At 61.7% G+C, this 23,894-nt stretch carries 23 protein-coding genes and 1 tRNA gene; 20 read left to right on the top strand and 4 right to left on the bottom strand.

Going from position 1 to position 23,894, the window contains the following annotated elements; translation table 11 throughout:
* The first annotated feature begins 33 nt into the window (after positions 1–33).
* The 14 genes from PG883_RS17805 to PG883_RS17870 all read left to right on the top strand — a co-directional run bounded on the left by PG883_RS17805 (position 34) and on the right by PG883_RS17870 (position 14,421).
* Positions 34–109 (top strand) — tRNA-Thr (locus PG883_RS17805).
* Between the two features lie 214 nt (positions 110–323).
* A complete protein-coding gene (locus PG883_RS17810) occupies positions 324–1,589 on the top strand; it encodes a cytosine deaminase (RefSeq protein ID WP_210538621.1) in 1,266 nt (421 codons plus the stop codon).
* Positions 1,590–1,676: 87 nt separating this feature from the next.
* Positions 1,677–2,054 (top strand): fluoride efflux transporter CrcB, encoded by a 378-nt coding sequence (crcB, locus tag PG883_RS17815; protein ID WP_210538622.1) that lies wholly within the window; start codon positions 1,677–1,679, stop codon positions 2,052–2,054.
* 65 nt (positions 2,055–2,119) lie between these two features.
* Positions 2,120–2,872: a bifunctional demethylmenaquinone methyltransferase/2-methoxy-6-polyprenyl-1,4-benzoquinol methylase UbiE gene (gene ubiE, locus PG883_RS17820; RefSeq protein ID WP_039041078.1), complete on the top strand. Its 753-nt coding sequence runs from the start codon at positions 2,120–2,122 to the stop codon at positions 2,870–2,872.
* An 8-nt stretch (positions 2,873–2,880) separates the two neighbouring features.
* Positions 2,881–3,489: a ubiquinone biosynthesis accessory factor UbiJ gene (locus tag PG883_RS17825; protein WP_114523029.1), complete on the top strand. Its 609-nt coding sequence runs from the start codon at positions 2,881–2,883 to the stop codon at positions 3,487–3,489.
* Positions 3,489–5,129 carry a ubiquinone biosynthesis regulatory protein kinase UbiB gene (gene ubiB / locus PG883_RS17830; protein ID WP_270807474.1) on the top strand — a complete coding sequence of 547 codons (1,641 nt, stop codon included), beginning with the start codon at positions 3,489–3,491 and terminating at the stop codon, positions 5,127–5,129. The genes PG883_RS17825 and ubiB overlap by 1 nt, the downstream gene beginning before the upstream one ends.
* A 39-nt stretch (positions 5,130–5,168) precedes the next feature.
* A complete protein-coding gene (tatA, locus tag PG883_RS17835) occupies positions 5,169–5,417 on the top strand; it encodes a Sec-independent protein translocase subunit TatA (RefSeq protein WP_270807476.1) in 249 nt (82 codons plus the stop codon).
* 3 nt (positions 5,418–5,420) lie between these two features.
* Positions 5,421–5,876, top strand: coding sequence for a Sec-independent protein translocase protein TatB (tatB, locus tag PG883_RS17840; protein WP_103261019.1), 456 nt, complete (start codon positions 5,421–5,423; stop codon positions 5,874–5,876).
* Positions 5,873–6,625, top strand: a complete 753-nt coding sequence (gene tatC / locus PG883_RS17845) for a twin-arginine translocase subunit TatC (protein ID WP_270807478.1) — start codon at positions 5,873–5,875, stop codon at positions 6,623–6,625. The genes tatB and tatC overlap by 4 nt, the downstream gene beginning before the upstream one ends.
* A gap of 111 nt (positions 6,626–6,736) precedes the next feature.
* Entirely contained in the window at positions 6,737–7,522 is a 786-nt protein-coding gene (locus tag PG883_RS17850) for a TatD family hydrolase (protein ID WP_041212047.1), read from the top strand.
* A 3-nt stretch (positions 7,523–7,525) separates the two neighbouring features.
* Positions 7,526–8,545: a porphobilinogen synthase gene (gene hemB / locus PG883_RS17855; RefSeq protein WP_039041081.1), complete on the top strand. Its 1,020-nt coding sequence runs from the start codon at positions 7,526–7,528 to the stop codon at positions 8,543–8,545.
* Positions 8,546–8,766: 221 nt separating this feature from the next.
* On the top strand, positions 8,767–10,809 hold the full coding sequence (gene prlC / locus PG883_RS17860; RefSeq protein WP_045522605.1) for an oligopeptidase A: 2,043 nt from the start codon (positions 8,767–8,769) through the stop codon (positions 10,807–10,809).
* A gap of 234 nt (positions 10,810–11,043) precedes the next feature.
* The gene (locus PG883_RS17865) at positions 11,044–13,611 is read left to right on the top strand and encodes a putative bifunctional diguanylate cyclase/phosphodiesterase (RefSeq protein WP_161470111.1); all 2,568 of its coding nucleotides are present in this window, start codon (positions 11,044–11,046) and stop codon (positions 13,609–13,611) included.
* A gap of 51 nt (positions 13,612–13,662) precedes the next feature.
* Complete coding sequence (locus tag PG883_RS17870) at positions 13,663–14,421, top strand: class I SAM-dependent methyltransferase (RefSeq protein WP_010672365.1); 759 nt, start codon at positions 13,663–13,665, stop codon at positions 14,419–14,421.
* Between the two features lie 70 nt (positions 14,422–14,491).
* Here the strand turns inward: PG883_RS17870 and PG883_RS17875 are convergent, their stop codons facing one another.
* From PG883_RS17875 to rhlB, 3 genes are read right to left on the bottom strand one after another with little or no spacing between them, the layout of a single operon-like run.
* Positions 14,492–14,752, bottom strand: a complete 261-nt coding sequence (locus PG883_RS17875) for a Rho-binding antiterminator (RefSeq protein ID WP_041214156.1) — start codon at positions 14,750–14,752, stop codon at positions 14,492–14,494.
* Between the two features lie 12 nt (positions 14,753–14,764).
* Entirely contained in the window at positions 14,765–16,255 is a 1,491-nt protein-coding gene (gppA, locus tag PG883_RS17880; protein ID WP_049636360.1) for a guanosine-5'-triphosphate,3'-diphosphate diphosphatase, read from the bottom strand.
* 13 nt (positions 16,256–16,268) lie between these two features.
* Entirely contained in the window at positions 16,269–17,558 is a 1,290-nt protein-coding gene (gene rhlB / locus PG883_RS17885) for an ATP-dependent RNA helicase RhlB (protein WP_029313424.1), read from the bottom strand.
* Positions 17,559–17,671: 113 nt separating this feature from the next.
* Between rhlB and trxA the strand changes: the two genes are divergently transcribed.
* The 5 genes from trxA (at position 17,672) to fre (ending at position 22,942) form a co-directional block, all read left to right on the top strand.
* Positions 17,672–17,998: a thioredoxin TrxA gene (gene trxA / locus PG883_RS17890; protein WP_010672369.1), complete on the top strand. Its 327-nt coding sequence runs from the start codon at positions 17,672–17,674 to the stop codon at positions 17,996–17,998.
* Between the two features lie 207 nt (positions 17,999–18,205).
* Entirely contained in the window at positions 18,206–19,471 is a 1,266-nt protein-coding gene (rho, locus tag PG883_RS17895) for a transcription termination factor Rho (RefSeq protein WP_010672370.1), read from the top strand.
* Between the two features lie 106 nt (positions 19,472–19,577).
* Positions 19,578–20,585 (top strand): hypothetical protein, encoded by a 1,008-nt coding sequence (locus PG883_RS17900; RefSeq protein ID WP_210538309.1) that lies wholly within the window; start codon positions 19,578–19,580, stop codon positions 20,583–20,585.
* Between the two features lie 33 nt (positions 20,586–20,618).
* On the top strand, positions 20,619–22,088 hold the full coding sequence (ubiD, locus tag PG883_RS17905) for a 4-hydroxy-3-polyprenylbenzoate decarboxylase (RefSeq protein ID WP_069652900.1): 1,470 nt from the start codon (positions 20,619–20,621) through the stop codon (positions 22,086–22,088).
* A gap of 155 nt (positions 22,089–22,243) precedes the next feature.
* Positions 22,244–22,942: an NAD(P)H-flavin reductase gene (gene fre, locus PG883_RS17910; RefSeq protein WP_010672373.1), complete on the top strand. Its 699-nt coding sequence runs from the start codon at positions 22,244–22,246 to the stop codon at positions 22,940–22,942.
* Between the two features lie 169 nt (positions 22,943–23,111).
* On the opposite strand, the gene ubiK is transcribed toward fre, so the two are convergent.
* Entirely contained in the window at positions 23,112–23,369 is a 258-nt protein-coding gene (gene ubiK, locus PG883_RS17915) for a ubiquinone biosynthesis accessory factor UbiK (RefSeq protein WP_010672374.1), read from the bottom strand.
* A 301-nt stretch (positions 23,370–23,670) separates the two neighbouring features.
* Here ubiK and PG883_RS17920 point away from each other — a divergent pair, with 301 nt between their 5' ends.
* On the top strand, positions 23,671–23,871 hold the full coding sequence (locus PG883_RS17920; protein WP_270807483.1) for a hypothetical protein: 201 nt from the start codon (positions 23,671–23,673) through the stop codon (positions 23,869–23,871).
* The last annotated feature ends 23 nt before the right edge of the window (positions 23,872–23,894 follow it).

Genomic DNA, 23,894 nt, shown 5'->3' on the forward strand with positions numbered 1-23,894 from the left:
TACGCATTGAGCGTGGTCTTTACCGGTTAGTGTGCTGATATGGCTCAGTCGGTAGAGCGCATCCTTGGTAAGGATGAGGTCCCCAGTTCGATTCTGGGTATCAGCACCATTAAATAAGAAAGCCTCCCAATCGGGAGGCTTTTTTGTATCTGCTTTTCAGGCCATCCATCGCAAATTGCAGTCCTGCAATGTCGCACCTTCTTGTTGCTGAGATATCTTCCCTTTCTATCCCGTATGCTTTCCGGGCGGCGCTTCTCTCTTAAAGGGATCCGGGCTAAGTTGTGGATTGGCAAAGACAACGACGCTTTCGAAGGGGAAAGAACATGCTGATTAGGAATGTGCGTCTGGCGGGCAGGGAAGGGATGTGGCAAATCCTCTGTCAGGGAGGCGTGATCCGGGCCATCGAGCCCATGAGCACCCAGCTGCTCTCTGCCCGCGAGCTTGATGGTGAGCAAGGCCTTGTCATCCCCCCCTTCATCGAACCGCACATTCACCTCGATACCACCCAGACGGCTGGCGAGCCGAGTTGGAACCTCTCCGGTACCCTGTTCGAGGGGATCGAGCGTTGGGCCGAGCGCAAGGCGCTGCTGACCCATGAGGATGTGAAACAACGCGCCATCCAGACACTGAAATGGCAGATTGCCAACGGCATCCAGTTCGTGCGGACTCACGTGGATGTTTCCGACCCCAATCTGGTCGCCTTGAAGGCGATGCTGGAGGTGCGGGAGGAGATGAAGGAGTGGGTGGAGCTGCAGATCGTCGCTTTTCCGCAGGAGGGGATCCTCTCCTACCCCAACGGCAAGGCATTGCTGGAAGAGGCTCTCAAGCTGGGGGCCGACGTGATCGGTGCCATCCCCCATTTCGAGTTTACCCGGGAGTACGGGGTCGAAAGTCTGCACTACGTTTTCGATCTTGCAGAGAAATATCAGGTTCTGGTGGATGTGCATTGCGACGAAATCGATGACGAACAGTCCCGTTTTATCGAGACGCTGGCAACCCTGGCCTACGAGCGCGGTATTGGCCATAGGGTGACCGCCAGCCACACCACCGCCATGCACTCCTACAACGGAGCCTATGCCTCGCGGCTGTTCCGGCTGCTCAGGATGGCGGACATCAACTTCGTCGCCAATCCGCTGGTGAACATTCACCTGCAGGGGCGCTTCGACAGCTATCCCAAGCGTCGTGGCATCACCCGGGTGAAGGAGATGCTGGAGGCGAACATCAACGTCTGCTTCGGCCACGACGACGTGTTCGATCCCTGGTATCCCATGGGCACGGCCAACATGTTGCAGGTGCTGCACATGGGGCTGCATGTCTGCCAGATCATGGGCTATGAACAGATCAATGACAGTCTCAAGCTCATCGGCAACCACAGCGCCCGCACCCTGAACGTGCAGGATCGCTACGGCATCGAGTTGGACAAGCCCGCCAACCTGCTGATCCTTCCTGCTGAGAATGGTTTTGATGCGGTGCGCCGCCAGGTGCCGGTGCGTTATTCCATCCGCCATGGCAGAGTCATCGCCGATACTCGCCCGGCTGAGACGACCCTCCACCTTGTGAATCCAGAACGGGTAGACTTTCGCCGCTAGGGTCTAGCCGGGTCGATTAATTGCCCGGCTGTCCCCTGCTGTCGAGATTTTGCATAATGCCAACCTGACAATCTTGGAGACTGCTTGATGCAAACCTGGTTATTTGTCGCTGTCGGGGGCGCCTTCGGTGCCTGCCTGCGCTTTGGCATCGCCGAGCTGATGGCATGGCTGCTGGGACGCCACTTTCCCTATGGCACCCTGGTGGTCAACGTGGTGGGTTCCTTCATCATGGGGATTGCCTATGCCCTGATCAGCCATAGTCACGTGGTGGAACACCCGATGAAGCCATTGCTGATGGTGGGTATCCTCGGCGCCTTGACCACCTTCTCCTCCTTTGCCCTCGATACGGTCGTGCTGGCCCAGCAAGGGGCCTATCTGAAGGCGCTGCTCAATATCGGTCTCAATCTGTTCCTCTGTCTGGCCATGGTCGTGCTGGGGATGCAGTTGGTCACAAGCCGGGTTTGAGGTGTCCGCACGCCATCGGCTCTGGTAAACTGGCGGCCATTCTTTGCTCTATGGGTATTTGAGGGATGTCGGAACAGACTACTACTACGCATTTTGGCTATAAAACCGTGGCAGCGACCGAGAAGGAAACTCTGGTCGCCGGTGTCTTTCATTCGGTAGCGGCCAAGTATGATCTGATGAACGATCTGATGTCGTTCGGCATCCATCGCCTCTGGAAGCGCTTTACCATCGACTGCTCCGGTGTCCGCAAAGGACAGAAGGTGCTGGATCTGGCTGGCGGCACAGGGGATCTGACCGCCAAGTTCTCCCGCATCGTGGGTGAGACCGGCCAGGTGGTCCTGGCGGACATCAACGACTCCATGCTCAAGGTGGGCCGCGACAAGCTGCGCAACCTGGGGGTGGCCAACAACGTCTCCTACGTACAGGCCAATGCCGAGGCGCTCCCGTTCCCTGACAACCATTTCGACGTCATCACCATCGGCTTCGGCCTGCGCAACGTCACCGACAAGGACAAGGCACTCGCCTCCATGTTCAGGGTGCTCAAGCCGGGTGGCCGCTTGCTGGTGCTGGAGTTCTCCAAGCCGGTGAGCGAAGTGATCGCCAAGCTGTATGATCTCTACTCCTTCAAATTGCTGCCGAAAATGGGCGAAATCGTGGCGAATGACAGCGAAAGTTACAAATATTTGGCGGAATCGATCCGCATGCACCCGGATCAGCAGACCCTGGCAGGCATGATGGAGAATGTCGGGTTCGAACAGGTTGAGTTCTACAACCTGACCCAGGGCGTGGTTGCCCTGCACCGCGGTTACAAGTTTTAAGGTCGCCTATGCCGATGGATGCCATGGTCACCGCGGTGATCGAAACCAGCCTCAACCAGTTGCTGGCCCTGGACAAACAGAGCCCGGAGCGGCTGCGCAAGCTCGCGGGCAAGGTACTCAAACTGGAGCTGCGCGAGCTCAAGCCGCTCTGGTTTGTCTTCTCGGAGCGCCGTCTGGATGTGCTGGCCAGGTTTGAAGGGGAGGCGGATGCGGTGCTGAGTCTCTCCCTGACCGCCCTCGGCCTGCTCAAGGAGCCTTCCGCCCTGACCCGCTACATCCGCGAGGAGAAGCTGGACCTGAGCGGTGACCCCCAGCTGGTGCAGGCATTCAGCGCCCTGCTTGGCGAGCTCGATATCGACTGGGAAGAGGAGCTGTCCCGCTACACCGGCGACGTGGTGGCCCACACCCTGTGCAGTGGTGCCCGTCAGGCTCGCCGTTTTGTGGGGCGAGAGTTGTGCCGTTCCCAGCGTCAAGTGGCCGAGTATCTGACCGAGGAGGCGAGGCTTGCCCCGGGTCCGCTGGAAGTGGCGAGCTTCAATGACGATGTCGAAGAGCTGGCCCAACAGATGAAGGCGATCGAGTTGCGGCTTGCCCGCCTCGAACAGCAGGTGAGCTGATGACCCCGAAGGAGTTCAAACGCCTCTATCGCATCGTCAGCATCCTGCTGGAACAGGGCATCGACGAGCTGGTGCCCGCTCGTTATCAGCCCTGGCCTGGCCGTCTGGCCCGTCGCAGTCTGTTCTGGCTCAAGAACAAGCAACAAGGCATGAGCCGTGGTGCCCGTATTCGCCTCGCCTTTGAGGCCCTCGGTCCCATCTTCATCAAGTTCGGCCAGATGCTCTCGACCCGCCGAGACCTGCTGCCCCCCGACATTGCCGAAGAGCTGGCCCTGCTGCAGGACAGGGTGCCTCCCTTCTGTGGTCAGGCCGCCCGTCGCCAGATTGAAGAGAGCCTGGGTTGCCCCGTCGAGGCCCTGTTCGATGACTTCGATGAGACGCCGCTGGCGTCCGCCTCCATCGCCCAGGTGCACACCGCCCGGTTGAAGGAGAACGGCCGCGAGATCGTCATCAAGGTGATCCGTCCCGATATCGAGCCGGTCATCGAGGCCGACCTGCGCCTGATGCAGGCCCTGGCCCGTCTGGTGGCCCGTTTCGTGCCCCAGAGCGGACGACTGCGCCCCGTCGAGGTGGTGGAGGAGTATCGCAAGACCATACTCGACGAGCTCAACCTGATGCGCGAAGCGGCCAACGCCATCCAGCTGCGCCGCAACTTCATCGGTTCCGAGGCGCTCTATGTGCCCGAGGTGTTCACCGAGCACTGCCGCGAGCAGGTGCTGGTGATGGAGCGGATCTACGGCATTCCGGTCTCCGACATTGCGGCGTTGGAAGCCAACGGCACCAACATGAAGCTGCTGGCCGAGCGCGGAGTGGAGGTGTTCTTCACCCAGGTGTTCCGCGACAGCTTCTTCCACGCCGACATGCACCCGGGCAACATCTTCGTCTCTTTCGAACACCCCGAGAATCCGCTCTGGATCGGCATCGACTGCGGCATCGTCGGCACCCTCAACCGGGAAGACAAGCGCTACCTGGCGGAGAACTTCCTCGCCTTCTTCAACCGCGACTACCGCCGTGTGGCCGAGCTGCACGTGGAGTCTGGCTGGGTACCGCCCGATACCAAGGTGGACGAGTTCGAGTTCGCCATCCGCACCGTGCTGGAGCCCATCTTCGAGAAACCGCTCTCCGAGATCTCCTTCGGCCACGTGCTGCTCAATCTGTTCAACACCGCTCGTCGCTTCAACATGCAGGTGCAGCCGCAGCTGGTGCTGCTGCAAAAGACCCTGCTCTATGTGGAAGGGCTGGGTCGCCAGCTCTATCCCCAGCTGGATTTGTGGCAGACCGCCAAGCCCTATCTGGAAAACTGGATGCACGAGCAGGTCGGCCCCAAGGCGGTGTGGAATGCCATCAAGGAGAAGGCGCCGTTCTGGGCGGAGAAACTGCCGGAGCTGCCGGAGCTGGTCTACGAGACCCTGCGTCAGGCCCGCCATCAGCAGCACCACTTCGACCAGATGTTTGCCGATTTCCGTCGCCACAGTCGCCGTCAGGGGCAAGCCCGCTACCTCTTAGGGGTTGGAGCCAGCCTGCTGCTCGCGGGTGTATTCTTGCTGACCCAGAAACAACACATTGAGTGGGGACAAATCAGCCTCGCCGGCGCCGGGTTATGCTGGCTGCTGGGTTGGTTGCGAACCCGTTCCCATTAAATAACCTGCGCCATCGGGCGCCTATCCGGAGAGAAAGTCATGGGTGGTATCAGTATTTGGCAGTTGTTGATCATCGCAGTCATCGTCGTGCTGTTGTTCGGCACCAAGAAATTGCGCGGTATCGGCGGTGATCTGGGCGCGGCGGTCAAGGGGTTCAAGAAGGCGCTCTCCGATGAGCCGGCCGACACCAAACCCGAGCAGAAAGATGCCGAGTTCCCGACCAAGCAGTTGAACGAGACGGCCAGCAACGTCGAAGCCGCCAAGCAGAAAGACAAAGATCAGGCCTAAGCCATGTTCGACATCGGTTTTTGGGAGCTGGTCGTCATCGGCGTCGTCGCCCTGGTGGTGCTGGGTCCCGAGCGGTTGCCGGTCGCGATCCGCACCGCCAGCCACTGGATAAGGCTGATCCGCAGCACCGCCAACTCGGTCAAGGCCGAGCTGGAACAGGAGCTCAAGTTGCAGGATCTGCACAACGACCTGAAGAAGGCCGAACGGTTGCAGATGAACAACCTGAGCCCCGAGCTGCAGGAGTCCATCGAGCAGTTGAAAGCGGCCGCCCAGTCGGTGAATCGTCCCTATCAGGGGGAGAACGAGATCCGCCCGCCTCGGGAGCCCGCCCAGGCTGAGCCAGCCACTCCGGTGGCGGCCCCGGCGCCCACCCCAGAGGTGCCACCGGTCAACAGCCAGCGAGAGAGCGAGCCTGTGCCCGCCAGCGAGTCCGCAGCCAAAGGGGAGGTGAAGCCATGAGTCAGGCAGAACAACCCCTCATCAGCCATCTGGTAGAGCTGAGAACCCGTCTGCTGCGCGCGATCTCCGCCATCCTGCTGGTGTTCATCGCGCTCATCTATTTCTCCAACAACATCTACGACTTCGTGGCTCAGCCGCTGCTCAGCCAGCTGCCGGAAGGGACCAGCATGATAGCGACGGATGTGGCGACCCCCTTCATCACGCCCATCAAGCTGACCCTGGTGGTCTCCTTCTTCGTGGCGATCCCTTATTTGCTCTACCAAGCCTGGGCCTTCATTGCCCCCGGTCTGTACCAGCATGAACGGCGTCTCATCATGCCGCTGGTCGCCTCCAGTGCCGTGTTGTTCTACGCCGGCATGGCGTTCGCCTACTACGTGGTGTTCCCCCTGGTGTTCGGCTTCTTCACCAGTACCGCCCCCGCCGGGGTGACGGTGGCGACCGACATCGCCAGCTACCTGGACTTCGTGCTGACCCTGTTCTTCGCGTTCGGGGTGGCGTTCGAGATCCCGGTGGCCACCATACTGCTCTGCTGGACCGGGGTGACCACCCCCAGGAGCCTGAAGGAGAAGCGCCCTTACGTCATCGTCGGGGTCTTCGTGGTCGGTATGTTGCTGACGCCGCCCGATGTCTTCTCCCAGACCCTGCTCGCGATCCCCATGTGGGGCCTGTGGGAGATAGGTCTGTTCTTCGCCCGCTTCTACGTGAAGAAAGAGGACGAGGAGCAGCAACAAACGGAAGAGGGGAGCTGAGGCTCCCTTCCTCTTTTCATGCATCCGTTCGAGGCGTATGGTAAGGCCCCATCGAGTAGATGGTTTTCAAATGCCTGATATGCACCTCGTTTGTCCGGAACCCCTGACGCCATGATCGACATCGGTTTGAACCTGACCAGCAGCCAGTTCGCAGGCGAACAGGCCGACCTGGTGGAACGCGCGCGCGCCGCCGGGGTGGAAGCCCTGATCCTGACCGGCACCGATCTGGCCGGCAGCCGCGAGAGCGCCGCATTGGCCGCCCGCTGGCCCGGTTACTGCTTCTCCACCGCCGGGGTACATCCCCACGATGCCAAGAGTGTCGATGAGGCGACCCTGCCCGCCTTGCGCGAATTGGCGGCTCTGCCCCAGGTGGTGGCCATCGGCGAATGCGGTCTCGACTACAACCGGGACTTCTCCCCCCGCCCGGTGCAGGACGCGGTGTTTGACGCCCAGCTGGCGCTCGCCGCTGAGCTCGGGATGCCGGTGTTTCTCCACTGCCGCGATGCCCATGACAAATTCGTCGAAATCCTGCGCCCCTGGTTGCCCCGCCTGCCGGGGGCCGTGCTGCACTGCTTCACCGGCTCCGACGCCGAGCTGGACGAGTGCCTGGCGCTGGGGCTGCATATCGGGGTGACCGGCTGGCTCTGTGACGAGCGCCGTGGCCAGCTGCTGCGCGAGCAGGTGGCCCGCATTCCGGCGGGTCGCCTGATGATAGAGACGGACGCCCCCTACCTGGTGCCGCGGGATCTGAAACCCAGGCCCAAACGCAACGAACCCGCTTTTTTGCCGCACATCGCCCAGGTGGTGGCGGCCTGCCGTGGTGAAGCGCCCGAGGCCTTGCTGGCCCATACCCGGGCCACCTCCGCCGCATTCTTCCAACTTCCGCTTTTGGAGTGATTCATGGCCACAACTCTTCCGGGGGCCTTCCCGGGCCGTCGCCTGCGCCGGGTGCGCAAACATGACTTCAGCCGCCGCCTGGTGCGCGAGAACGTACTGACCGTCGACGATCTCATCTATCCCGTGTTCGTGCTGGAGGGAGAGGGTCAGCGAGAGGCCGTTGCCTCCATGCCGGGGGTGGACAGGCTCTCCATCGATCTGCTGCTCGAAGAGGCCGCCGAACTGGTGGCCCTGGGTGTGCCGGCGGTGGCCCTGTTCCCGGTGACGCCGCTGGAGAGAAAGAGTCTGATGGCGGAAGAGGCCTACAACCCGGATGCCCTGGCCCAGCGGGCGACCCGTGCCCTCAAGGCTCGCTTCCCGGAGCTCGGGGTCATCACCGATGTGGCGCTCGACCCCTTCACCACCCATGGCCAGGACGGCATCATCGATGACGAAGGCTATGTGCAGAACGACATCACCACCGAGATCCTGGTGAAGCAGGCGCTCTCCCATGCCGCCGCCGGGGCCGACATGGTGGCACCGTCCGACATGATGGACGGCCGCATCGGTGCCATCCGCGCGGCGCTGGAGGAGAATGGCTTCGTCAACGTGCAGATCATGGCCTACTCCGCCAAGTACGCCTCCCACTACTACGGCCCGTTCCGCGATGCGGTGGGCTCCGCCGCCAACCTCGGCAAGAGCAACAAGGCCACCTACCAGATGGACCCGGCCAACGGCAACGAAGCCCTGCACGAGGTGGCCCTCGACATAGCCGAAGGGGCGGACAGCGTGATGGTCAAGCCGGGCATGCCCTACCTGGACATCATCCGCCGGGTGAAGGATCAGTTCGGCGTGCCGACTTTCGCCTATCAGGTGAGCGGCGAGTACGCCATGCACATGGCGGCGATCCAGAATGGCTGGCTCAAGGAGAAGGAGTGCGTGATGGAATCCCTGCTCTGCTTCAAGCGGGCCGGGGCCGATGGCATCCTCACCTATTTCGCCAAGCGGGTCGCCCAGTGGTTGAAAGAGGACGCCCGACGCTGAGGCGGGGAGTGTCCATGCCCTCACAATGCCGGCCCTCGGGCCGGCATTGTCGTCTCTGGCAGATGAAGTGCTGGTTTTATGAACAAAATGCCTGAAAAAGTGGGCAACAAGCCCGTCTCTTGGCGGCAAAGGCTTGATAAATGGGGTTTCTGCCTACATCTTAGATGGTCCAAGCAGGCTTCTGGACGGCAGGGGCTGCAGAGCATTTAGAGGTACCGCAGATGACTAACCCTTTGCTGACAATGGACTCGCTGCCTCCCTTCAGCCAGATCCAGCCCGATCAGGTGCAACCTGCCGTGACGCAGGCCATCGCTGATTGCAAACAGAAGATTGAGGACGTGCTGGCCCAGAAGGAGCCTCACACCTGGGACAGCCTGATCGCCCCGCTGGAAGAGGTCAACGACCGCCTCTCACGGATCTGGTCCCCCATCAGCCACCTCAACGCCGTGCAGAACAGCGAGGCGCTGCGGGCGGCTCACGATGCCTGCCTGCCGCTGCTGTCCGAATTCCAGACCTATGTCGGTCAGCATGAAGGGCTCTATCAAGCCTATCTGGCCCTCTCCGAGAGCGATGACTTCCCCCGGCTCGATGATGCCCAGCGCAAGGAGATCCTGAACACCCTGCGCGATTTCCGCCTCTCCGGCATCGGTCTGCCTGCCGAGGCGCAGCAGCGTTACGGCGAGATCCAGGCCCGCCTCTCGGAGCTCGCCTCCCGTTTCAGCAACAACGTGCTGGACGCGACCCAGGGCTGGCACAAGCTGGTGACCGACGAGGCCGAGCTGGCCGGTCTGCCCGCGAGCGCCCAGGCTGCCGCGCGCCAGATGGCCGAACTCAAGGGCAAGGAGGGGTGGTTGTTCACCCTGGACATCCCCTCCTACCTGCCGGTGATGATGTATGCCGACAGCCGCGCCCTGCGTGCCGAGCTGTATGAGGCCTTCACCACCCGCGCCTCCGACCAGGGCCCCAACGCTGGCAAGTGGGACAACTCCGCCATCATGACCGAGTTGCTCACCCTGCGCCGGGAGCTGGCCCGACTGCTGGGCTTTGCCAACTATGCCGAACTCTCCCTCGCGACCAAGATGGCGGACAAGCCGGAGCAGGTGGTGGACTTCCTCACCGACCTGGCTGCCAAGTCCCTGCCCCAAGGCAAGGCGGAGCTGGAGGAGATCCGCGCCTTTGCCGCCGAGCAGCACGGTCAGGACGAACTGGCGGCCTGGGATCTTGCCTATTACGCAGAAAAGCTCAAACAGCACAAGTTTTCGGTCTCTGATGAGCAGTTGCGTCCTTATTTCCCCGCCGGTCGGGTCGTGAAGGGGCTGTTCGAGGTGGTCAAGCGGGTGTTCGGCATGAAGGTACGCGAGCGTCTCGGCATCGACACCTGGCACCCGGATGTGCGCTTCTACGACATCTTTGACGCCGATGACGAGCTGCGCGGCAGCTTCTACCTGGATCTCTATGCCCGCGAGCACAAGCAGGGCGGCGCCTGGATGGATGTCTGCCTGGGTCGCCGCTACCGTCAGGACGGCTCCCTGCAAAAGCCGGTGGCCTACCTGACCTGCAACTTCAACGGCCCGGTGGACGGCAAGCCGGCCCTGTTTACCCACAACGAAGTGGTCACCCTGTTCCACGAGTTCGGCCACGGCATTCACCACATGCTGACCCGCATCGATGTGGCTGGCGTGGCTGGCATCAACGGCGTGGCCTGGGATGCGGTGGAGCTGCCGAGCCAGTTCCTCGAGAACTGGTGCTGGGAATCCGAGGCGCTGGCCTTCATCTCCGGCCATTACGAGACCGGGGAGCCGCTGCCCGCCGATCTGCTGGAGAAGATGCTGACCGCCCGCAACTTCCAGGCGGCGATGCAGATGCTGCGCCAGCTGGAGTTCGCCCTGTTCGACTTCCGTCTGCACCAGACCTTTGACCCGACCAGAGCGGATCAGATCCCTGCGCTGCTGGATGAGGTGCGCAGCCAGGTCGCCGTGATGACGCCTCCGGCGTTCAACCGCTTCCAGCACAGCTTCTCCCACATCTTCGCGGGCGGCTACGCGGCGGGCTACTACAGCTACAAGTGGGCCGAGGTACTCTCTGCCGACGCCTTCTCCCGCTTCGAGGAGGAGGGGATCTTCAACCCGGCCACGGGCCACTCCTTCCTGAAGAACATTCTGGAAAAGGGCGGCTCCAGGGAGCCGATGGAGCTGTTCCGTGCCTTCCGTGGCCGGGAGCCCCAGGTGGATGCGCTGCTGCGTCACAGCGGTATCGCCGCGTGAGGTCCCGCCGCCACAGTGAGCCTCGATTGGATGAGCTGCCGCGCCACTGCGGGAGCTTCAAGCAGGTACACATTTGCGGCATAGTGGGATCGAAACGTGATTTTTGATAGAAAAAGGGACCTTTTGGTCCCTTTTTCCAAGCCTTTTTAATATCTTGCGGAGTGCATGTTTGCACTGTCCCCGCCTCTTCAGTAGAGTCGGGTTCTACCTTCCAGGGAGAGAAAGAACCTTGCCATGAGGCGAGCACTCGAGTCTGTCTATCAAATCATCTCCAGCCTGTCTCATTCGAGTGGTCAGGGATATTTTGATGCCTTTGTGAGTGAAATCGCCAACGCGGTGGGGGCTGACTTCGTCCTGGTGTCCGGCAAGGATCAGGCGGGTCTGTTCTTTACCGTGCATGCCGCCTATCCCGCCTCCCTCGACATCAACTCCTACAGCTTCCCCCTCGCCGACACTCCGGGGGAGATCGCCATGCAACAGGGTGAAGCCTGGTTCAGTGATCGCACCCGCCAGCTGTTCCCCCACGCCGCCGTGCTGGAGCGCTGCGAGGTGAGAGCCTATGCCGGCGTCGCGCTCAAGAACGCCGAGGGAGAGACCATCGGCCTGTGCAGCGTCATGTTCAAGCGGGCCATGCCGAGAATGGAGAAGATAGTGGGCCTGCTGCGTCTGCTGGCCCCGCTTGCCGGTCGTGAACTGGCGCTGATGTATCAGCAGCGCCAGAGCCAGGAGCAGCCGGCGCAACCGGAACATCACCACTTCCTGGACACCATGATGTCCCATGCGCCCGTGGGCATCGGCAAGGTGGATCTGGGCGGCAAGATCCTCTGGGCGAACCCGGCCATCGAGAAGATGCTCGGCTACAGCCAGGAGGAGCTGCAACAGCTCACCGTCGCCGAAATCAACCATCCGGACGACTGGCAGACCAGTATTGCGCTCTACGACACCCTCAAGCGGGGAGAGCGTCCCGCGTTTACCCAGGAGAAGCGTTATCTCCATCGGGATGGGACCGTCCTGTGGGGACGGGTGACGGTGACCCTGATCCGCAACGAGCAGATGCACCCCGACTATCTCATGGTGGTGCTGGAGAACATCGATCCCATCAGGCGCCATGCGGAGCAGCTCAAGCTCTCCCACCGGGTCTATGACAACCTCTCCGAAGCCATTCTGGTGTGCGATGCCGACAGTCGCATCATCTCGGTCAATCCGGCCTTCGAGAAGATCACCGGTTACAGCGAGGAGGAGGCGTGTGGCCAGCGGCCCAGCATGCTGAAGTCCGGACTGCACGATCAGACCTTCTATGCGGACATGTACCACGCCCTGGAGCGGGTGGGGATCTGGCGTGGGGAGGTGTGGAACAAGCGCAAGAACGGCAAGCTCTATCCCCAGCAGCTGATGATCAGCGCCGTGCGGGAAGGGGGCAAGATCAGTCAGTACATCGCCATCTTCAGCGATCTGTCCCAGACCAAGCTGGCAGAGCAGAAGATCGCCGCCCAGGCCAACTACGACAACCTCACCGGCCTGCCCAACCGCTGGCTGTTCGGTCGCTGTCTGGCCCGCTTCTGCGAACGGGGGGAGCGCTTCGCCCTCATGGTGCTCGACCTCAACAACTTCAAGGCGGTCAACAACAGCATGGATCACCATGTGGGCGACGCCCTGCTGCGGGAGGTATCGGACCGGCTGGTGAGCCGGGTGCGCACCGAGGATCTGGTGGCCCGCATCGGCGGCGACGAGTTTGCCTTCCTGGTGCCCGGCATCGTCAACCGCCGTCAGGCCGAGGTGTTTGCCAAGCAGGTGATCGGCGGCTTTGCCCGTCCCTTCATGCTGGCCAACCAGCACCTCTATGTGACCGCCACCCTGGGGATCACCCTCTGTCCCAATGACGGCGGCGACAGCGACGAGCTCTTGCGCAATGCCGAGCAGGCCCTGTTCGTCGCCAAGCGCCAGGGACGTCCCCTCGGCACCTACAACGCCTCCATGCGGGAAGAGGTGAGTCAGCGCCACCAGATGCAGCACGATCTGGCGGAGGCCATCAAGCTGGGCCAGCTGACCATGGCCTACCAGCCCATCTGGGACAACCGCAGCGGCCGGGTCGCCAAGCTGGAGGCCCTGGTGCGCTGGTATCACCCCCACTGGGGTCAGGTCTCACCGGCGGATTTCATCCCGCTGGCGGAAGAGGCGGGGCTCATCCAGGGGCTGGGTGCCCTGGTGCTGTGGCAGTCTTGCAGGGATCTGGCCAGATTGCAGCAGTCCGGCTTCCCGGATCTGCAGATGTCCATCAACCGCTCCACCCTGGAGTTCCAGACCATAGACCCGGAGGCCAACGAGTGGCTCAGGGTGATCCGCCACTTCGAGCTGGATCCGGCGGACATCATCATCGAGATCACCGAGTCCCTGCTGATGGAGACCAGCGATCAGCACAGGGTGCGGATCGATGCTCTGCGCGAGGCGGGCTGCAAGCTGGCCATCGACGACTTCGGCACCGGCTATTCGGCACTGAACTACCTGCGTACCTTCCCGGTGGATCTGGTGAAGATCGATCGCTCCTTCGTGCGCCATATTCCCTTCAACGAGCAGGACCGCCTGCTGCTCGACGGCATCATCAACATCGTGCACAACCTCGGCATGCAGGTGGTGATCGAAGGGGTGGAGACCCGGGAGCAGCTCAATTTCCTCTGCCAGAAGGGGTGCGCCTTCACCCAGGGGTATCTGCTCAGCCGCCCGCTGCCCTTCGACGATCTGACCGAGTACCTGAGTCTCAACCGTCAGGGCATGAACCTGGCGAATCTGACCACGGTGAGCTAACCCCCTGCTTCTGCTATCATGCCGGCTTCTGCGCCGTGATGAGTCCATGTTATGCCCCATATTCAGGTTTTCAGTGAAGTGCCCGCCCGCGATGGCGAGCTCGACGCCCTGCGCCAGCGCCTTGCCGACGTGGCGTTTCCCGCTCCCTTCGCCCTGGTGCTGACCGAATCGCGGTTGGAGCTGCGCAAACTGGACGAACCCAAGCTGGGGGCCGTTTATGTGGACTTCGTGGAAGGGGCGGTGGCCCATAGGCGCAAGTTCGGTGGCGGGCGCGGCCAGTCCATCGCCAAGGCAGTGGGATTGAAGTCGGGAGCCATGCCGACCGTGGTGGATGCCACCGCCGGGCTCGGGCGCGATGCCTTCGTGCTCGCCTCCCTCGGCTGCAAGGTGACCCTGATCGAACGCAGCCCCGTGGTGGCGGCCCTGCTCCAGGACGGTCTGACCCGGGCGGGGCAGGATCCCGAGATAGGCCCCTGGGTGCGCGAGCGGATGCAACTGCTGCAAGGCCCGGCGGTGGAGACCCTGCTGGCGCTGACCGAGCGGCCGGAGGTCATCTACCTGGATCCCATGTTCCCCCACAAGCAGAAGTCGGCGCTGGTGAAAAAAGAGATGCGGGTGTTCCAGTCCCTGGTGGGAGCGGATCTCGACGCGGATGCCCTGCTGCCGGCGGCGCTCAGGATGGCTGACAAGCGGGTGGTGGTGAAGCGGCCCGACTATGCGGGCTGGCTCAACGAGCACAAGCCCAGCATGGCCATCGAGACCAAGAGCAACCGCTTCGACGTCTATGTGATGGCGGCGCTGGCGAGTTGAGTGGCGACTGGCAGGGAATCTGAGCGTCAAACGAAGAGGGCCAACCTGATCAGGTTGGCCCTCTTGCTATTCATTGGCTGCGGGGTGGGGCGAAGTGGATCCGCTTTTCTTCCCCTTGCCAGACGAGTTCCAGGGTCGCCAGGTCCGCCAGGCTGAGGCGCTCAGCGCGCTCCAGCAGCAGATATTCGACTCCATCGCTGGCTTCTATGGTGCGGATCCTGTCCGCCCAGGTTCGTCCATCCCGGTCGGTGATCGTGACGGGCAGCTGCCAGCTGGCGGCGATCTCCAGCCAGTCGTACAGGTCACAGCTGACGGGTTGGTAATCGGCCATGGGGTGTGCGCCTCAGGCTTCCAGCAGCCGGGTGGACCAGCCCATCTTCTGCTGGCGCTCCACCTCGAGGCGCAGCTCGCTGGCGCGCAGGTAGTGTTCGTCCAGCCAACCCTTGGGCAGGGTCAGGGTCAGGGCATCTTCATCGGCTTGCAGCATGAACCTGGGCACAGTGCCCTGGGTCCGGCGCATGCAGAGGATGAGGGAGATGCGCAGGATACGGGCCAGCCGGATCGCCTGGCGACCGGTGACGGCGCCCTGTTTCTCCAGTGGCTCCAGCTTGAATTCATCCCGCTGGTTGAACAGCAGGGCCGACAGCAGCTTCTTCTGCGCGGGGGTGAAGCCCGGCATGTCGATGTTGTCGATGATGTAGGCAGCGTGCTGCGGCGCCTTCTTGTACTCGATGCACAGACCGATTTCGTGCAGCAGGGCTGCGTAGCGCAGGATCGGGCGACCGTATCGCTTGGAGAGGCGCCAGGCCGGCTGCAACTGGGTGAACGCTTCGATGGCGGTGTCGCGGACCCGCTCGGCGTGCTCCTTGTCGAGCTGGTAGCGGCTGATCAGGCTGTCGGCGGTGCGATCCCGGGCATCACAGTCGTGATTGTTGCCGAGCAGGCCGTAGATGAGCCCTTCACGCAGCGCACCGCCCGCCAGGGTCATGCTCTCGATGTCGAGGGTCTCGAAGATGGCGATCAGGATGGCGAGACCGGAGGGGAACACGGTCAGCCGTTCGGCCGCCAGCCCTTCGAGCTGCAACTGATCGAGTCTGCCGCAGGCGATGGCCTGACCCATCAGCTCTTGCAACTTGGGCAGGGTGACCCGCTCGCTCTTGCCCTGGGCCAGCATGATCTCCTGCAGCGCCTGGACGGTGCCGGAGGCGCCGACGCAGGTGCGCCAGCCGAGGACACGGTAGTCCGCAGCCACTTTCTCCAGTACCGCCTTGGCGGCGGCAATGGCCTGGTTGAAGCGCGCCTCGGAGAGCTCGCCATCACCGAAGTGGTTGTTGAGCCAGGTGACGCAGCCCATGTGCAGGCTGTTGAGCAGCTTGGCTTCGCTCTGCTCGCCGATCACCAGCTCGGTGCTGGCGCCGCCGATGTCGATCACCAGCCGATTGCCTTCCCCTGCCGACGTCCAGGAGACACCTTCATAGATGGTCTTGGCTTCTTCCTCGCCCGAGATGATCTCGATGCTGTGGTTGAGCACCCGTTCCGCTTCGCTGATGAATTCGTCGACGTTGGTGGCCAGGCGCAGGGTGGCGGTGCCCACTACCCGGATGTTGTCGGACGGGATGTCCTGCAACTGCTCGGAGAAGAGGCGCAGACAATCCCAGCCCCGCTCCATGGCGGCACGGTTGAGGCGAAAATCGGCATCGAGGCCGGCGGCGAGGCGTACCTTGCGCTTGACCTTGGTGACGGTGCGCAGGGCACCGGCGACCTCGCGCACCACCAGCATGTGAAAGCTGTTGGAGCCGAGGTCGATGGCGGCATAGAGAGGCGAGTTGTGCAACTTGGCCGATCCCTCAGTTCTTGCGGGGGGGACGACGACGGTTGTTGCTGTTGCCACCGCCCTGGCGATCCCGCATGTTGCGGTTCACCGGCTGGCGGTTGCGGAACACCCGTTTTGGTGCGGTGACGTCATCCAGCAGCGCCTCGCGGTCATACTTGCTGACCGGGATGGGGTGGTGGATGTACTCCTCGATGGCCGGCAGGTTGAAGGCATAGTCTTCACAGGCCAGGCTGATGGAGTGACCGCTTCTGCCGGCGCGGCCGGTACGACCGATGCGGTGGACATAGTCTTCGGCATCGTCGGGCAGGTCGTAGTTGAAGACGTGAGTCACGTCGGGGATGTGCAGACCACGGGCGGCCACGTCGGTGGCGACCAGGATATCCAGGGTGCCCTTGGTGAACTCTTCCAGGATCTTCATCCGCTTCTTCTGCGGCACGTCGCCGGTCAGCAGGCCGACGCGGTGGCCGTCGTTCTCCAGCCAGGCGTGAACGTCTTCACAGACGTGCTTGGTGTTGGCGAAGACGATGGCTTTCTCGGGCCACTCCTCTTCCATCAGGGAGAGCAGCAGCAACATCTTGTCTTCGTTGGAGGGGTAGAAGAGCTCCTCCTTGATCCGCACGCCGGTCATCTGTTCCGGTTCGACCTGCACATGTTCCGGGTGGTTCATGTGTTCATAGGCCAGCTCCTGCACCCGCAGGGAGAGGGTGGCGGAGAACAGCATGCTCAGACGCTCGGTGGCGGGGGGCATGCGGCGGAACAGGAAACGGATGTCCTTGATGAAGCCCAGATCGAACATGCGATCCGCTTCGTCCAGAACCACGACCTGGATGTTGCCGAGATCGATGACCTTGGACTTGAAGTAGTCGATGATGCGACCCGTGGTGCCGATCAGGATGTCGACGCCCTGTTCCAGCACGGCCAGCTGCTTGTCATAGCCTTCGCCACCATAGGCGAGACCGAGCTTGAGCCCGGTGGAGGCGGACATGCTCTCTGCATCGTTATAGATCTGGACGGCCAGCTCCCGGGTCGGGGCCATGATGATGGCGCGGGGCTGGTTGACGAGGCGCGGCCTGGTCAGCGGATGGGTCAGCAAATAGTTGAATGTCGCCGCCAGGAAAGCCAGGGTTTTGCCGGTCCCCGTCTGGGCCTGACCGGCGAGGTCATGACCTTCAACCAGCAGGGGCAGGGACAGTGCCTGGATGGGCGTACAATAGTGAAATCCCTTTGATTCCAGACCAGCCAGAACTTCGGGTTCGAGGCCCATTTGGGCGAATTTTTCGGTCGTTAGATGTGTTTTGCTCATGGCGGTAGGTTATCAGGTTAGGCTTGCAATAATAAACAGGATCATTTCAAATAGGGCAACTATTGCCTTTGTTGAACCATCAATAAAGCCTTAATTACTGACTGGAGTTGGAGATGAGTGACAAGATTGTTCAGCTGAGCGATGCCAGCTTCGAGGCCGATGTAATCAACGCCGACAGCCCTGTTCTGGTCGATTTCTGGGCCGAATGGTGTGGACCGTGCAAGATGATTGCCCCGATCCTGAACGAAGTTGCTCAGGAATATGAAGGTCGCGTGACCGTGGCGAAATTGAACATCGATCATAACGCCGACACTCCGCCCAAGTACGGCATTCGTGGTATCCCGACCCTGCTGCTGTTCAAGAATGGTGAAGTGGCAGCGACCAAGGTCGGCGCCCTGTCCAAGACCCAACTGAAAGAGTTCCTGGACGGCAACCTGTAATAATCAAGAAGGAGCGCATTGCAATAATGCGCTCCTTGTGTTTTATCACCTAGACGCTCACCCTGATTGGTGCTAGTTTATCGCTCGTTTGCTAACCTTTTTGCCTGACTCTTTGCTTAACTACCAGCCTGGCAAGTCAAATCCGATCAGCATCAATCCAGCAGACTGTCTCCTCATTTCAATCCTTGCTTACAGACTTTCACCACTATGAATCTGACTGAACTTAAGAACACTCCTGTGTCCGAGCTGGTCCAGCTTGGCGAATCCATGGGGTTGGAAAATCTGGCTCGGGCGCACAAGAAAGACATTATCTTTGCAATCCTCAAGGCGCACGCCAAGGGCGGCGAGGATATCTTTGGCGACGGTGTGCTGGAAATCCTGACCGACGGTTTCGGTTTCCTGCGCAGTGCAGACGGCTCTTATCTCGCTGGTCCGGATGACATCTATGTCTCCCCGAGCCAGATCCGCCGCTTCAACCTGCGTACCGGCGATACCATTTCCGGCAAGATCCGGCCGCCGAAAGAGGGCGAGCGCTATTTCGCCCTGCTCAAGGTCAACGACGTCAACTACGACCGTCCGGAAAACTCCCGCAACAAGATCCTGTTTGAAAACCTCACTCCCCTGCACGCCAACGAGCGTCTGCGCATGGAGCGTGGCAACGGTTCCACCGAAGACATCACCGCCCGTGTACTGGATCTGGCATCCCCGATCGGCAAGGGCCAGCGCGGTCTCATCGTTGCACCGCCCAAGGCCGGTAAGACCATGCTGCTGCAGAACATCGCCCAGAGCATCGCCTACAACCACCCGGATTGTGAGCTGATCGTGCTGCTGATTGACGAGCGTCCGGAAGAAGTGACCGAGATGCAGCGCATGGTGAAGGGCGAAGTCATCGCCTCCACCTTCGACGAGCCGGCCTCCCGTCACGTCCAGGTCGCCGAAATGGTGATCGAGAAGGCCAAGCGTCTGGTCGAGCACAAGAAGGACGTGGTGATCCTGCTGGACTCCATCACCCGTCTGGCCCGCGCCTACAACACCGTCATCCCGTCTTCCGGCAAGGTGCTGACCGGTGGTGTGGACGCCAACGCCCTGCACCGTCCGAAGCGTTTCTTCGGTGCGGCGCGCAACGTCGAAGAGGGCGGCAGCCTGACCATCATCGCCACCGCGCTGATCGATACCGGCTCCAAGATGGATGAAGTCATCTACGAAGAGTTCAAGGGTACCGGCAACATGGAACTGCACCTCTCGCGCAAGATTGCCGAGAAGCGCGTCTACCCGGCCATCGACATCACCCGCTCCGGCACCCGCAAGGAAGAGCTGCTGACCGCACCGGACGAGCTGCAGAAGATGTGGATCCTGCGCAAGATCATTCACCCCATGGGCGAGATCGACAGCATCGAGTTCCTCATCGACAAGCTGGCTGCGACCAAGACCAACGACGAGTTCTTCGACTCCATGAAGCGTCAACAGAAGTAACAGCCTCTTCAATGACAAAACCGCGGCCCAGGTCGCGGTTTTTGTTTATCTATTTCACGGCTGGCTTAGTAGTATGAAGCCTCGATGTCACAAGGAAAGGGACGTCATGAAGCTGGTGTTGTTCATATGGATGGGTTGGTTGTGGCTGGCGGCCCCGGTGCATGCCGACTCCCCGCCGCAATTGCAGGCTCCCCTGGTGGCGGACGAGGGACTGGAGGGGCATCGGGCGTACCTGGACGGCCGTATGGCGCTCGGGCAGTTTGATGCCATGGACTCGTTGCTCGAGACCCTGTCGGTGGGGCAGCGGGAGTTCCTGTTGTTCCAGTTGCTGGGTGAGCTCAAGTCATCGGGCGCACCGAGCCCAGCGCTGCTGGCCTGGGTGCGGGCACAAGCGGCCAAGGCGCCACAATGGCTGGTGGAAGGGAAGGTGGACGGTTTCCTGGTGCAGCTACCCGCCTATGACTTCCCCGCCGAGGCCCGGCTGGTGCTGAGCCACTGGCAGCAGCTGGCCTGGCAGGACAACTATCGCCAGTTGCTGGAGCAGGATCGCTTCGACTTCAAGCAGGTCTACTACAGCCGCAATCCCGAGCTGGCACAGCAGCAGCAGGCCCTGCTGGCGGTGCTCGATCGGCAGCCGGTATCCGTGCTGCGTCGGGAGGCGCAGCGGCTTGCCGCCCTCAATCTCTTCCTGCCGGACAACCAGTTGCTGCTGCACTTCATCGAACAGACCGGGAAGACGGCACTCTACCTCAAGCTGTGGCGTCAGCCAGTGGATCACGATAGCCTGACTGCGCTACACACCATTTCCCGCTTTTATTCAGGTCAGGAGGCGAGCGATCTGCTGATCGCCGCCAGCCAGAACAGCCGCCTGATGGTCCCCGCCCTGCACCAGCTCAGCCGCCTCTCCCCCTTGCCGGACGGGGCCCAGCAGTTCCTCCTGGCCGAACTCGGCAAGCACCAGTATGGCGGGCTGGTGGCCGGCCTGTTGTTGCAGATGGACGAGCCCAGGCTCCTGGGTCAATTGGCAAACCGGCTGACGCTTCAGGAGCGGCGACACGCCTCGTCCGTCATGAGGTCCGATACGGGTACACCGGATACGCCGCCAGGGTTATAATGCGGGACCACCTGATCCCGCTGGGGTACTTGCATGAAATACAAGGACTTGCGTGATTTTATCGCGCAGTTGGAACAAAACGGACAGCTCAGGCGCATCAGTCGCGAGATAGACCCCTATCTGGAGATGACCGAGATCAGCGACCGTACCCTGCGTGCGGGGGGCCCGGCCCTGCTGTTTGAGAATCCCAAGGGCTACACCATGCCGGTGTTGACCAACCTGTTCGGCACGCCGGACCGGGTTGCCATGGGCATGGGCCAACCCAACGTCAGCGCCCTGCGCCAGGTGGGGACCTGGCTCTCCTACCTGAAAGAGCCGGAGCCGCCTCGCGGGCTCAAGGAGCTGATGGAGAAGCTGCCCATCTTCAAGCAGGTGCTCAACATGCCGACCAAGCGGCTCTCTTCGGCCCCCTGTCAGCAGGTGGTGCTGGAAGGGGGCGCGGTGGATCTGGATCAGATCCCCATCCAGCACTGCTGGCCCGGGGATGTGGCGCCCCTGGTCACCTGGGGTCTGACGATCACCCGCGGTCCCTACAAGAAGCGGCAGAACCTCGGCATCTATCGCCAGCAGAAGATCGGCAAGAACAAGCTGATCATGCGCTGGCTGGATCACCGGGGCGGCGCCATCGATTTTCGCGAGTGGCAGGAGGCCCACCCGGGCGAACGCTTCCCGGTGGCGGTGGCGCTGGGCGCCGATCCGGCGACCATCCTGGGTGCGGTGACGCCGGTCCCGGACAGCCTCTCCGAATACGCCTTTGCCGGTCTGCTGCGGGGCAGCCGTACCGAGGTGGTGAAGGCGCTGAGCTGCGATCTGGAAGTGCCCGCCAGCGCCGAGATCGTGCTGGAAGGCTATCTGGAGCCGGGGGAGATGGCCCCCGAAGGGCCTTACGGCGATCACACCGGCTACTACAACGAAGTGGACGAGTTCCCGGTCTTCACCATCACCCACATGACGATGCGCCGGGATGCCATCTACCACAGCACCTACACCGGCCGTCCGCCCGATGAGCCGGCGGTGCTCGGGGTGGCGCTCAACGAGGTGTTCGTACCGCTGTTGCAGAAGCAGTTCCCCGAGATCGTGGATTTCTACCTGCCGCCGGAGGGGTGCTCCTACCGGATGGCGGTGGTGACCATCAAGAAGCGTTACCCTGGCCACGCCAAGCGGGTGATGCTGGGAGTCTGGTCCTTCCTGCGCCAGTTCATGTACACCAAGTTCGTGATCGTCTGCGATGACGACATCAACGCCCGGGACTGGAAGGACGTTATCTGGGCCATCACCACCCGGATGGATCCGGCCAGGGACACCACCCTGATCGAGCACACCCCCATCGACTACCTGGACTTCGCCTCGCCGGTCTCCGGGCTCGGCTCCAAAATGGGGCTGGATGCCACCAACAAGTGGCCGGGGGAGAGCAATCGGGAGTGGGGTCAGCCCATCGTCCAGGACGAGGCGGTAAAGCAGAAGATCGATGCCATCTGGGACGAGCTGAAGATCCTCGACTGAGGGATCCCCGATGGGGCACGGCCATTGTGACGCAAAAGTGCGGTATTGCCGTGCCGAATTGGGTATGCTCGACGGACCTGACCACCAACTGGTCGCCATAAAAACAGTGAAACCATGAGCGAAGCGGGCCGGGCAGGCCCCTCACAAGGACAAGAATGCAACGTATCAAGTGCCGCGTAGAGGAACTGCGCGAATATGTCGACACCATCTGGCACGTGGCGCTGGCGCCGCAGCAGGAGGTGAGCTTCAAGCCGGGCCAGTATCTGCTGGTGGTGATGAGCGATTCGGACAAGCGCCCCTTCTCCATCGCCAACTCGCCGACCCGCTCCGGCGTGCTGGAGCTGCAGATCGGTGCCACTCCCGAGAATGCCTATGCCGGTCAGGTGCTGGCCCGCATGCGCGAGCAGGGAGAGATCGAGGTCGAGCTGGCCGCCGGCAAGGCGTTCCTGCGCGACGAATCCCCCCGACCGCTGATCCTGATGGCGGGCGGCACCGGCTTCTCCTATGCCCGCGCCATCCTGGAATACCTGATTGGCAGCGGCAGCAAGCGTCCTGTGTTCCTCTACTGGGGGGTACGCCAGGCGCACTGGCTCTACGAGCTGGAGCAGATGCAGCAGTGGGAGCGCGACTACGCGCCGCTGACCTTCATTCCCGTGGTGCAGGAGCCCGAGAGCGACTGGACCGGCAGGACCGGGCTAGTGCACAAGGCCATCATGGATGACTTCGTCAGCCTGCATGACTACGACATCTATGTGGCGGGCCGCTTCGAGATGGCCGGTGCCGCGCGGGAAGAGTTCAAGGTGCTGGGCGCTGAGCCCGAGCGCATCTTCGGCGATGCCTACGAGTTTATCTGACCACGGCCAACCGCAGAGCGTCGATCTGCCCCCTTATCGTCTTGCGAGAGAAGGGGGGTGGGGAAGAGGGTAACCTAGCCCGTACCGGGCTCACCCCCTTTGCAGACGTGAAAAACGACAAACCCCAGCCTGGCTGGGGTTTGTGCTATCTACGGCGGGTTACGCCGGATCATTCGCCCTTGGCGGCGAGCTGCTGCTCGAGCTGGGCCAGCTTGGCCTCGAGGGCGGTCAGCTTCTCGCGGGTGCGCAGCAGCACCTTGGTCTGCACGTCGAACTCCTCGCGGCTCACCAGATCCAGCTTGTTGAGCTGGGCCTGCAAGACCTGACGGGTCTTTTTCTCCACCTCTTCACCCATGCTGCGAATGCCGGGGGGCAGGGCGTTGTGTATCTGTTTGGCGATCTCTTCCAGTTTTTTCGGGTCGATCATGGGGGTCTCCTTAAGCAATGGCGCCATTCTACCGACAAATCGTCCCCTTTGCCGAGATCGGGGCGGCTTTTTGCGCCATGGATCCCATCGGGCTCTGGTCGGGTCTGGTTGATGCACCCTGGCTGCTACCCTGTGACACCGGGAATCAATTCCAATTCCTTGATGGTGTACACAAAAAAATCAGATCAGATGACTGACCAGAGGCTTATTAATTGTTGCGTTGCTGTTAATATGATTCGGTCGGGTTTGAACCCTACCCCGTCAGGCTCATCATGGATAACAACATAAAAGAGATAAGGATATGAAGAAAAAGCTAATTTACGCGGCCGTCGTCAGTGCGCTGCTGAGCGGTTGTGGTGGCAGTGACGACAACACAGGCGATACCTCAAGCTATCTCGATTATCTGCTGAGCGGGGCCTTGTTGCACAATTCCAAAACAGGACGGACTTTCTCCAAGCGCCGATTTCGCTCAGTTGACCTGCTGTCGTACAGGCATACCTAACCCCGTCATCCTGTTGATAGCCT

This window comes from Aeromonas sp. QDB25, assembly GCF_027707725.1.
Classification (GTDB): Bacteria; Pseudomonadota; Gammaproteobacteria; order Enterobacterales; family Aeromonadaceae; genus Aeromonas; species Aeromonas caviae.